This is a genomic window from Spirulina sp. LEGE 11439 (assembly GCF_059821285.1).
Window position 1 is genome coordinate 25,972 of sequence record NZ_JCAMRX010000058.1, and the last position, 11,829, is coordinate 37,800.

The 11,829-nt window shown below is 42.8% G+C and carries 10 protein-coding genes; 7 read left to right on the top strand and 3 right to left on the bottom strand.

Features of this window, described 5'->3' with window-relative positions; genetic code table 11:
- Positions 1-5 precede the first annotated feature (5 nt).
- From AC6RV6_RS25600 to AC6RV6_RS25610, 3 genes are all read left to right on the top strand, one after another.
- The gene (locus tag AC6RV6_RS25600; RefSeq protein ID WP_500243719.1) at positions 6-4,631 is read left to right on the top strand and encodes a CHAT domain-containing protein; all 4,626 of its coding nucleotides are present in this window, start codon (positions 6-8) and stop codon (positions 4,629-4,631) included.
- 80 nt (positions 4,632-4,711) lie between these two features.
- Entirely contained in the window at positions 4,712-5,794 is a 1,083-nt protein-coding gene (locus tag AC6RV6_RS25605; RefSeq protein ID WP_500243720.1) for an ABC transporter ATP-binding protein, read from the top strand.
- 6 nt (positions 5,795-5,800) lie between these two features.
- A complete protein-coding gene (locus AC6RV6_RS25610) occupies positions 5,801-6,214 on the top strand; it encodes a hypothetical protein (protein ID WP_500243721.1) in 414 nt (137 codons plus the stop codon).
- An 89-nt stretch (positions 6,215-6,303) separates the two neighbouring features.
- On the opposite strand, the gene AC6RV6_RS25615 is transcribed toward AC6RV6_RS25610, so the two are convergent.
- Positions 6,304-6,522, bottom strand: a complete 219-nt coding sequence (locus AC6RV6_RS25615; protein WP_500243722.1) for a hypothetical protein — start codon at positions 6,520-6,522, stop codon at positions 6,304-6,306.
- A gap of 177 nt (positions 6,523-6,699) precedes the next feature.
- Between AC6RV6_RS25615 and AC6RV6_RS25620 the strand changes: the two genes are divergently transcribed.
- The 3 genes from AC6RV6_RS25620 to AC6RV6_RS25630 all read left to right on the top strand — a co-directional run bounded on the left by AC6RV6_RS25620 (position 6,700) and on the right by AC6RV6_RS25630 (position 9,349).
- The gene (locus AC6RV6_RS25620; RefSeq protein WP_500243723.1) at positions 6,700-7,704 is read left to right on the top strand and encodes a GDP-mannose 4,6-dehydratase; all 1,005 of its coding nucleotides are present in this window, start codon (positions 6,700-6,702) and stop codon (positions 7,702-7,704) included.
- A gap of 88 nt (positions 7,705-7,792) precedes the next feature.
- Positions 7,793-8,959: a glycosyltransferase family 4 protein gene (locus AC6RV6_RS25625; protein WP_500243724.1), complete on the top strand. Its 1,167-nt coding sequence runs from the start codon at positions 7,793-7,795 to the stop codon at positions 8,957-8,959.
- Between the two features lie 12 nt (positions 8,960-8,971).
- A complete protein-coding gene (locus AC6RV6_RS25630) occupies positions 8,972-9,349 on the top strand; it encodes a hypothetical protein (protein ID WP_500243725.1) in 378 nt (125 codons plus the stop codon).
- A 9-nt stretch (positions 9,350-9,358) separates the two neighbouring features.
- On the opposite strand, the gene AC6RV6_RS25635 is transcribed toward AC6RV6_RS25630, so the two are convergent.
- Positions 9,359-9,718 (bottom strand): hypothetical protein, encoded by a 360-nt coding sequence (locus AC6RV6_RS25635; RefSeq protein WP_500243726.1) that lies wholly within the window; start codon positions 9,716-9,718, stop codon positions 9,359-9,361.
- Between the two features lie 178 nt (positions 9,719-9,896).
- Here AC6RV6_RS25635 and AC6RV6_RS25640 point away from each other — a divergent pair, with 178 nt between their 5' ends.
- The gene (locus tag AC6RV6_RS25640; protein ID WP_500243729.1) at positions 9,897-10,523 is read left to right on the top strand and encodes a precorrin-8X methylmutase; all 627 of its coding nucleotides are present in this window, start codon (positions 9,897-9,899) and stop codon (positions 10,521-10,523) included.
- 24 nt (positions 10,524-10,547) lie between these two features.
- On the opposite strand, the gene AC6RV6_RS25645 is transcribed toward AC6RV6_RS25640, so the two are convergent.
- Positions 10,548-11,829, bottom strand: a 1,282-nt coding sequence (locus AC6RV6_RS25645) for a WD40 repeat domain-containing protein (protein WP_500243727.1), incomplete at its 5' end; no start/stop codon positions are given.

Genomic DNA, 11,829 nt, shown 5'->3' on the forward strand with positions numbered 1-11,829 from the left:
AATTCATGTTTGGCCACGTTTCTCGCTGCAATTATTGGATTTTATTACTATCTTTAGCCAGTTTATTGTCTTTGGGAAATACTCTTGTCAACCCAACAGGAATTGCTCGAGGTAATTCCATTATTCCCGAAATTGATGAAACGCAAACAAGAGTAACAGTGAAGGGAACGAGCTATGATATTAGTGGAGGAGTGCGATCGCAGGACGGAGAAAATTTATTTCACAGTTTTGAACGTTTTGGTTTAAATACCGCAGAAATTGCTAACTTTCTCTCGCAACCCAATATTAAAAATATTCTGGCTCGCGTCAATGGAGGTGAAGCATCTATTATTAACGGTTTAATCCAAGTTACCGGTGGAAATTCTCATCTTTATTTAATGAATCCAGCCGGAATTGTTTTTGGTGCCAATTCGAGTTTAAATGTTTCGGGAGATTTTTTTGCAACAACAGCGACAGGAATTGGTTTTGAGAATGGGAACTGGTTTAATGCACTGGAAGCAAATAATTACCAATCTTTAATCGGAAATCCTTCACAATTTGCTTTCGATATCCCAGAACCCGCCCCAATTATTAATGCCGGAAATTTAACCGTTAATGCCGGAAATAATCTGAATTTATTAGCAGGGAGTGTGATTAATTTAGGAACAATTGTAGCAGAAGGTGGTAATATTATACTTGCAACTATTCCCGGTACAAATCGGGTAAAAATTTCTCGCGATGGCAGTCTTTTGAGCTTAGAAATTCCCCTCGATGCGATCGCTACAGGATTAAATCCTCTCGATCTGCCAGAATTATTAACCACGCCTGAAGTTAGAAATGCGATCGCAATTGAAAACGAGAATGAGATCGCACAATTTCCGTTAAATTCGGGAGATATTTCTATTGCGGGACAAATTAGAGGCAGAGATGTACATCTTGCAGCAGCCAATCAGATTCATATTTTACCGAGTGAAATACCTTTGATTCAAGGAGAAGAGTTAGATAGTGCCTCTAGCGTAACTTTATTTACCCAAACCGCAGATGCTCCCCTTATTTCTGTATTTATTGATGAGACAGTATCAGATTATCAAACCTTGCTTTATGGCGGCAAAGCCGGGACGAGAAGCGTAGTCGTAAGACAGGAAGAAAATGGAATTAACTTGATTGAGGAAGAGTTATCTCTTATCGAAGAACAAGGGAGAAAAATAGATGAAATTCATATTATATCAGAAGGAAGCCAAGGAAACTTTTGGTTAGGAAATGCCTTTGTCAGTGCGAATAATTTTGAGGAGTATCGAGATACATTTCGGAATTGGCGCTCGGCATTGAGTCCGAAGGCAGATATTTTGCTCTATAGTTGTTTTACAGCATTAGGAGAAGCCGGAGATGCACTATTAAATAATATTGCCCGAGAAACAGGAGCAGATATCGCAGCATCGACGAATTTAACCGGGAATCGTGTATTGGGAGGAGATTGGGTTTTAGAAAAACAAATTGGTGCGATCGAAGCCGATATAGCGTTTACCAACTCGACCTTGAATGCTTATAGCAATACATTAGATATTTTAACAGTAACAAATAGTAATGATAGTGGGATAGGAACGTTAAGAAATTTAATTGCAAGTGCTGCGAATGGTGATGAAATTCGTTTTAGCACGGATATGACAATTTTGCTCAATGCGTTCTTGAATATTACCGGGAAAACTTTAACCATCGACGGTGAAACTAATAATATTATTTTGAATGGCAATAATAATGCACATATTTTTGAAATTGATAATTCTACTATCACCCTCAGCAACTTAACAATTCTCAATGGTAGCATAACTGGGAGTGGTGGTGGAATTCGCAGTAAAGATAGCAATTTAACAATTAATAATAGCATTATTTCTGGTAATTCTGCATCATCAACTGGTGGTGGAATTTATAATGAACAAAATAGTAATTTAACAATTAATAATAGTATGATTTCTGGTAATTTTTCCGGCGGTGGTGGTGGTGGTGGTGGAATTTATAGTGCAAATAGTAATATAGTAATTAGTAATAGCACGATATCAAGCAACTCCACGAATGGGAATGGTGGAGGGATTCAAGGTTTCGAGAATACCATAAAAATTAATGATAGCACGATATCCAGTAATTCTGCAGGAGGGAATGGTGGCGGTATTTTGAGATTTGGTGATAGTAGCACTCTCATAATTAATAATAGTACGATAGCTAATAACTCTGCGAGCGGATCTGGCGGTGGAATTGATAGTAGAAACGATAGTATTTTAACAATTAATAATAGCACTATTTCCGGTAACTCTTCAGGTACAATAGGAGGTGGAATTTATAGCAGTAACAATACGATAAAAATCATTAATAGTACAATATCAAGTAACTTTGCATTATCAAATGGAGGTGGTCTTAACAGTTTCAACAATGCCACAACAATTAATAATAGTACAATCTACAATAACAGTTCATCGGCATCAGGTGGTGGCATTTTTCTAGATGGTTTTATGGCTTCAGAAACAACAATTATGAACAGTATTATTGCTGGCAATAGCGCTTTAGTAGATCCAGATGTCAGTAAGAATGGAAACAATGCAAATTTCATCGATCGCGGCAATAATCTGATCGGAATTGATAGCACGGGACAATTTACTACTAGCACTCTCGTTGGAACTACAGGGAATCCCATCAATCCTGTTTTATCTTCATTAGGAAATTATGGAGGTTCGACAGAAACCCATGCTTTATTACCCGGAAGTCCTGCCATTAATGCAGGAAACTCTTCAGAAGCACCCAGTACAGATCAGCGAGGATTCAATCGAGGTGTTGTAGATGTTGGCGCATTTGAAGTTAATGCTGATTTAGAACCTACATTTAGTGTTGATAGTGTTGTTACTTATCCAAAAGATACGATTACTGTTACGCTCAATCTTGTCAATAATGGCCCTGATGCCGTGGGTAGTCTTTCCCTACAACTTTTGTTTCCCGATGGAGTAACTTTAGAAAGATTTTCTCCTTCCATTGGCACTTACAATTCAGATACGAGAATCTGGACGATTGATAAAATTGATGGCAGTTACGACACGATTACAGAAGGATCTAATGCTTCTCTGATCTTGACTTTTATAGTCAATGCAACGATCTCAACTGAATTACTCTTTCAAGTAGAAAGTCTATCTTTCACTGGAGAAGAAGTAAATACAACGAACGATCTGGCAACTGTAACGGTTAACGCGATCGGATTTGATGCCGGCTGTTTGGTTAGTTGTAATCCGATTGAAAAAATTAGAACAGAAGAGTTTTTGACTTATGAAGACTTTCGCGATCGCACCAATTTAGGCGAATCTTTGTTCGATCCCGGAGTTGAAGAAATTGAAATTACCATAACAGAAGATTTTCAGACTTATTTTGGCTTGGATAGTGTTGAGTCAAAAACCCTTGCTGATGCTCGAGAAACCTTAAAAGATATTGTCAAACAAACAGGAATCAATCCTGCAATTCTTTATGTCATGTTTTCTCCTTCTACAATCGGAGATCGCCCCTCAGATACCTTCCTTGCTTCCTCGGAAATCCTTCATTTCAGCGATCGCGGTTTAGAATTAGCTGAAACTGAGGGAATTTCCGATAGCGATATCTTACAACTGGTTCTGGTGACGGCGAATGGAGAAGTCGTCATGCGACAATTGCCTGAAGCCACCCGAGAGCGAGTCTTAAAACAGGCCGATCGATTCCGCAACACAATTACAAATGTTCGCCGTCCTACCGCATTTCTCCCCCATGCTCAGCAATTATATCAATGGATAATCGCTCCCCTCGCCGCCGACCTCGAGGCCAGAGAAATTGATAATATTGCCTTTATTCTGAACGCAGGATTGCGATCGCTGCCCATCGCCGCTCTTCACAGTGGCGAGAATTTTTTCATCGAACGTTATAGCATGGGTTTAATGCCCAGCCTATCCCTCACAGATACCACCTACAAAGATGTGAGGAACGTTGAGGTTTTAGCCATGGGAGCATCCGAATTTACCGAGCAAGCTCCTCTCCCAGCAGTTCCTTTAGAATTAGAGATTATCGACCAATTTTGGCTGGGAGAATTTTTTCTCAATGAAGAATTTACCTCAGAGCGGCTGAAAAGGGAACGCCAGCAAGCCTCTTACGGTATCGTTCATTTGGGAACTCACGGGGAATTCCGAGCCGGAAAACCCAGTCAATCGCATATTTTCTTGGGCGATCGCAAGCTGTCCCTCGATCGCATGAGAGAGTTGAATTTAAATGATCCAACCACAGAGTTATTAATTTTGAGTGCTTGTCAGACGGCTTTAGGTGACGTAGAAGCAGAATTAGGATTTGCTGGCTTAGCCGTAGCTGCGGGAGTAAAATCTGCCTTAGGCAGCTTATGGTACGTGAGTGATGAAGGAACCCTAGCGTTAATGGGGAGTTTTTACGATCGCCTGCGAGAAACACCGATTAAAGCCGAGGCATTGCGTCAGGCTCAATTAGCCTTGTTACAGGGGGAAACAAGGTTAGAAGACGGCAATATTTTCATCTCTGATATCTCTTTTCCTCTCCCTCCCGAACTCGCTAAACTCGGCGATCGCATTTTCATCCATCCTTATTTTTGGAGTGGATTTACCCTCATTGGCAGTCCGTGGTAATTCATTATCTATTCGCATAGATGCGATCGCGGAAGTATATTTTAATATAAACTCAGGAAATATTCCTTGTTCTTTCTAGCATGGCAACAGAACTTGAATTACGTCACTTTTCCCAAGCCTTTGATGGCGAAATTGTAGTCAAGGACCTTGATTTAAAGATTGAGAAAGGCGAGTTTTTTTGTTTGCTCGGTCCGTCGGGTTGTGGAAAAACGACAATTCTAAGAGCGATCGCGGGATTTGAACGCCCTTATTCTGGAGAAATTTGGCTGCGAGGACAATTAATGAACGAGATTCCTCCCTATCGTCGCCCAGTTAACACGGTTTTCCAAAGTTATGCTCTCTTCAATCATTTAACCGTACAAGAAAATATTGCCTTTGGTTTGAAACTGAAAAAATGCCCCCAACTCGAACGAGAGGAACGAGTTCAACAAGCCATCAAACAAGTCAAATTAGAAAAATTTGCCCAGCGATATCCCGATCGCCTTTCTGGAGGACAAAAACAGCGTGTCGCTTTAGCACGAGCCTTAATCAATCAACCTGCTGTTCTTTTGTTAGATGAACCTTTAGGAGCATTAGATTTAAAATTACGCAAAGAAATGCAGTCCGAATTATCGCGGCTGCATCGAGAAATAGGACTCACTTTTCTCATGGTCACCCACGAGCGCGAAGAAGCTCTTTCTCTCAGCGATCGCATCGCCATCATCCAACAAGGCTGCCTCGAGCAGATAGGCTCCCCTCGGGACATTTACCAACATCCGCAAACCCCCTTTGTCGCCGATTTTATCGGGGAAACCAATTTATTACACGGCTATCTGAATGAAACGGGACAGATCGTAACTGAAAAAGGACTGGTGTTGGCGAGTAAATCCCCTCGAGAAGAGAAAATAAAAACAAAAGAGCGCATCATTTTCAATCTTCGACCAGAAAAGATTAAAATAGACAGAGAACCCCTTGCCAACTGCGAAAACTGTTTTCGAGGACGCATTCAACAAATCACCTATTTAGGAACTCATCTCGAGATTGTCGTTAGGGCGATCGCGACAGGAGATATCCTCAGAATCAGATTAGAATCTAATTTAGAATCGAGTGCATTTTCCATCGGAGTATTAGTTTATCTAGGTTGGCATCGTTCAGATAGTTGGATTTTTAACTCGAAAGCCTAAAATTTTATGAGCAAATCTGGATTGCAAAACCTGCTAGACTGTCTCGAAGAACATTGCTCGAACAGCGCGATCGCTACATTTTTAGATAGTCGTAATACTTCCTTCACAATCGATTTAAAACGTCAAGGAGATCGAGTAGAATACGGCTATGAAATCGGGATGAAAGAGTTGTTCGCAGCAAAAATCCTGAATGGTTGCGACCCTTCCGCATCCTTAGTTTTGCGATCGTTCACATCAGAAATTGATGAAATCACCCAACTCCCGATGAAAGAATTGCGAGGATACATTCTCATGCGATCGGAATCGGAAAATGATATTTTATTTGAACAAATTCCCGCACATACAATGTTCGCCTGTCAAAATACCGATGCGGAAACAGGAGAACCTTTGCCGTTAGAACAATCTGTGCGATATTGCTGACATCAAAGCGTCAATAAAAGGGAAGGGAAAAAGTTTTTCTAATTTTCCCTTCCTGGTAAAAAATATTATTACGAATTAAGTCACTGAGATTAGCTCATTGCGGGAGACATATTTCTCGCGATCGCCGGCCAATCTCCCAAACCCTCTCGCCGAATGCGTCCGGCAATCACGGCGCGATCGAGAGCATCGAGTGCGGGCAAATCCGCAGGTTGAATGATATGCTGTTGAATAAGTTGGCGTAAGAGAGCTTCGGAAGCTACACTCACGCACCCAGTCTGAAAGGCAGACTGTACCAATAAATTAATCATCGTAATCTACACCCTGATTCCTGTATTCATTCTAGAATACGCGATCTTTTTCTTCTACAGCAAATATAGGGAAAAATTTTGCGATCGCGACAAGCGAAAGCCATGCTTCTGAAGTGCAAGTTTGATGAAGTCCCCAGACCTATTTATAATTAACAGTTAAATATTGATAATTGATAAATGATCAAGACAGCCCTGATTACAGGGATTACAGGTCAAGACGGCTATTATCTCTCTTTCTTACTTTTAGAGAAGGGGTATCGCGTTGTCGGACTCATTCCCCCCCAACGTCGCAGTAGTATTGCCAAACTCGACGAACTTGCAGAAAAAGTAATCATTCGTGCTGTCGATCTCACGGATCCACAAATCTTGCGTGAAGTTGTCGAAGAACTGCAACCCGATGAAATTTATAATTTAGCTGCCCCTAGTTTTGTTCCGGACTCTTGGGACGATCCCCTCGGCACTCTCGATTTAATTACCGGTACTGCTACTCGCTTATTAGCCGCCGCCAGACAGGTCGGACTCTCCGATCGCATTCGTTTTTATCAAGCCAGCAGTTCGGAAATGTTCGGCACGGTAGATGTTTCCCCCCAAGACGAAAACACCCCTTTCCGCCCCAAGAACCCTTATGCAGCAGCAAAACTGCACGCTCATTGGACAATGGTAAACCATCGCGATCGCTACAATTTATTTGCCTGTAGCGGCATTCTCTACAATCACGAATCCCCGCGCCGTCCCCCTTCTTTTGTGACTCGTAAAGTTACCTTGACTGCCGCTTCAATTAAGTTAGGGTATTGTAATGTGTTAGAAATGGGCAATTTAGATGCCAAGCGAGATTGGGGGTATGCCGGGGATTATGTGGAAGCCATGTGGCGAATGCTGCAAGCCGATCGCCCGGAAGATTACGCCATCGGTACGGGACAACTTCATAGCGTCAGAGAATTAGTGGCGATGGCCTTTAATTGCGTCGATCTCGACTGGCAAAATTATGTGGTTATCAATCCTCAATTTTTGCGACCGGACGAACATTTTCAATTGGTTGCCAATCCCATCAAAGCTAAAGAGAATTTACAATGGCAACCGCAAATGAGTTTATCAGCACTCATCGAGCAAATGGTAACTAAAGATTTGGAACGTATTAAACTCGGACAAGTCGAACCCATTCGAACAATGAACAATAAATAATGAGCAATTATCAATGAATGAGGATCGGTTCTATCGATCGAAGCTCGCAACCGGTAACTAACATCTTCTCTACTCAGGAGTTAATATTTTGCCCAATTCAAAACATACTGTCGATCGTGTTTTTGTGTTTCTAGAGATTTTTACGCGAGAAGGCGGCATTCAATCCTACGTTAAAGATATTTTACAGGCTTATCTGGAATTATCTGACTCGCAACCGGGCAAACGCGCTGAAATTTTTCTCTTACGCGACTCGTCGGCGTGCGAAAATCCTTTTGTTAGCGATCGCATAAAATTTCACTATCTGCAAACCCTCCCCCCTTGGCTCGGACGCATTAAACTGGCAATGTCACTATTGACCTGTTTGTTATTGCGCCGCCCCCAGCACGTTTTTTGCGGTCATATTAATTTAGCTCCCCTGATTCAGGTATTGTGTGGCGCGATCGGAATCCCCTATACAGTTCTCACTTATGGTAAAGAAGTGTGGGATCCCTTACCGAAAACACAACGCCGCGCCTTGCAACAAGCCGATTCTATTTGGACTATCGGTCGCTACAGTCGCGATCGCGCTTGTCTTGCCAATGAAATTTCCCCCAAAAAAGTCCGCTTGCTGCCTTGCGTGGTGGATGGTGCGATTTTCCATCGCGATCGCAAACCCTCCCACCTGCTGCAAAAATACGATTTAGAGAATGCCAAAGTGCTGATGACGGTGGCACGCTTGTGGTCGGGAGATATTTATAAAGGGGTAGACGTAACGATCCGCGCCCTGCCAGAAATTATTAAAGTGTTTCCTGAAGTCAAATATTTGGTGGTTGGACGGGGAGACGATCGCCCGCGCTTGGAGAAATTGGCCCGGGAATTAGGGATGAGCGATCGGGTGATTTTTGCGGGTTTCGTGGCTACCGAAGACCTTCCCGCCCATTATCGCATTGCCGATGCCTATATCATGCCCTCTCAAGAAGGATTTGGTATTGTCTATCTCGAAGCCTTGGTCTCGGGCATTCCCGTCCTTTCGGGGGATGCCGACGGCTCCGCAGATCCCCTACAAGATGGTAAGTTGGGATGGCAAGTCCCTCATCGAAATGTTGAAGCCGTGGCAGCAGCCTGTATCGAAATATTAACTTGTCTTGCCGAACAAACCGATCTGCGCTGTAACGGCGAATGGTTGCGTGAATGTACTCTTGCTAAATTTGGAAAAGAAACTCTAGCACAGCAATTAAGACAATTATTAGAAGAAGCAGAGAAGGCACAAGCCTAGGAGATCGAAATTATGAATGAGAATTTTTCTAGACTCGCTCAAATTAATTTATCGGGAGTGGGTTGTTGGTTAACTGTTTTAGCCTTTATCATTCTTCTGAGTTCATTGGGACTGGGTTGGGTTCTCAATTGGCTCTTTATTCTGATTGCTTTACCGTTTGTTCTGCTCTTTGTTGGTTTTTTTGTCTTGCGTTGGTGGGTCGGTCGCAATGTCATAGAAGATGAATGTCCCGTTTGTCGTTATTCTTTTACGGGTTTTAATGGTCTCGATATTAACTGTCCCAATTGTAACGAACCCCTTCAGGTGGAAAAAGGAAAATTTGTTCGCATTACTCCGCCCGGAACGATTGATATCGAAGCGATTGAAGTGGATGTCAAAAAACTAGAGTAATCTCTGAATTTACTCGGGCGATCGTAGGGGCTGCAGTCGTTCGTGCAAGAGTTTTTCCTCGCCATGAAACACAGTTAAATACATAAAACTATCGCGATCGCTATCCTGCCAAGAAACAACATAGAAATAATCGCCATTCTCCCAAGTAATGCCGCGACGGTTGCCATTGCGCCACGAGGTTCCATAATGCAGCCGGAGACAATTCCCTCGGGAGTCGCAACCTTGATAAGTTCTGCCTGTTTCAGGATTATTTTGCCCGAGAGTAATCGTAAAATCGCCAGCACGATAGGTTTGCGCGATCGCCATCTTGGCCAAGAGCACAAGACTTACAGCCATGACCAATGCGATCGCTTTTTTCAGTCTATTCATTAATTTTTTTCCTGACGAACAAACTTATAACATTAGAAAAGAGCGAAAGAGGAAGCGAACATATTCTATTTTTTCCAGTGGAGGATAAACTAAATAAATTAGTCGAGGGAAAGGCGATGGCGCGATCGCGAAATCCTCTCAACCTATTGAATTTTGCATTTTGACCCTTGAACTGCTTATGGAATGGCATCCCACAGACGCTCAGAGTTTAGCGATCGTCGATCGCGAGATCGGAGAACACGATTTTGCCCCCGCAGAATATGAAATTCTCCGACGGGTTATTCACGAGACGGCTGATTTCGAGTATAAATCCTTAATTGGTTTTTCTGAAGGCGCATTACAATCGGGAGTGGCTGCACTGGCCGCCAGAACGACCATTATCGTCGATGTTCCCATGATTCAAGTCGGGATTGCGCCAGCCATTCAGCAAACTTTTGCGAACCCTGTATATTGCAGCATGGAAACCATTACTCGCCCGCAAAAAAGTAAATCTCAAGTGGCTTGGGGTATTCAAACCCTTGCCAAACGTTACCCCGAGGCGATTTTTATTATCGGTCAGGCACAAACCGCACTGACGGCATTGGTTGAATTAATTGAGGCCGAAGAGATTAGACCAGCATTGACGATTGCGACTCCCTCTGGGTTTGTCGATGCGGATGTAGTGAAGGAACGCTTGCAAGATACCATGATCCCCAATATTCGCATTAGCGGGCGTAAAGGTAGTGCAACGGTAGCTGTAGCCATTTTAAACGGGTTGGTGGATTTAGCATGGGAAGCCTACGGAAAAAATGAACGAGCAATTTGAGGAACATGAGCGATCGGTAATTGCTTATTGTTCATGGTTCATTGAAACAACTTGCCAAATTTTGACAACTTTGTTTTTATCAGTGGAGAGTAAGCGATCGCCATTAGAACTCAAAACCAAGGAATCGATCGCGCTTTCGTGGCCGGAAAGTTGATGAAATTGTGTTTTTCCGTAAACATCCCAAAATGTAATTGTCCCATCTCTCGCACCACTCATGAGCATTCTGCCGTAAGGGCTAAAAGTCAAAGCAGATGTTGAATAGGTGCGATCGTCAAAGGTTGTGATGAGGTGATGGGTCTTTTTTTCGAGATTGATATCCCATAATTGGATTTTCCCCTGCCACGCGATCGCCGCCAGAATGAGACCAACGGGGCTGAGAAGGGTGCGAGGAGACAAGATTTTCAAGGTATAGGGGCGATCGCGGGTTCGCAAGTCCCAGAGCTTAATCGTTGCGTCTTGTGCGGTACTGATGAGAGTCTGGCCATCCGCACTAAAAGCCAGATGAGAAATAGCACGAGTATGAGAACCAAAAATTAAATGAGTGCTAAAAGTTCCGAGGGGTTTTCCCGTGGCGATCTGCCAGAGTCGAATACTACCATCTTCAGAGCCGGTCGCGAGTATTTTGCCTTCAGAATCGATCGCGATCGCGGTAATATCCAATTGATGACCGTAAAGACTGCGTTGAAGCTCCCCTTCCTCCCAAATTTCGATCGCAGGACTCGAACTATGAACGCTATTTTTAATCCGCACGAGGGTATTAGCATCGGGACAAAGCGCATATATTTCTCGCATTCGCGGATATTTGGGAATAGTATAAAGAACTTCCTCGCGATCGAGATTCAGGACGCGAATATTTTTGCCTTTTTGATAAGCGATCGCGGTACCTGTCGAATTTAAAGTCAGTCCGCTTCCCGTTTTAATAGTTTTAGTACAAGTAAATAACCGATAAGGAAGATAAGCGCGTAAAGCTCGTTTCACTTCTGAGTTTTGGCGTTTTTTTAACAAGAGATAAGCGATATGCTGAACTTGTTCTGATTCATCTTGCAGTCCTTTAATGACGAATTCTAGGCCTTTTTTACCATACTTAATAGCTTCGCGAGTCGCTTCCATTCTCGACTCGATAATCGGGCTAGATAACCGTTGTTTAATCCCCGCTAATCCTCCCAAAACCAAAGCCCCTTGAGGAATGGCTTTTTGAGAACCGAGGACAGCATCATATTCTCGAGGGCGATCGGAATGAAACATTGTAGCACTGATAACTGATAACTGATAACTGATAACTGATAACTGATAACTGATAACTGAT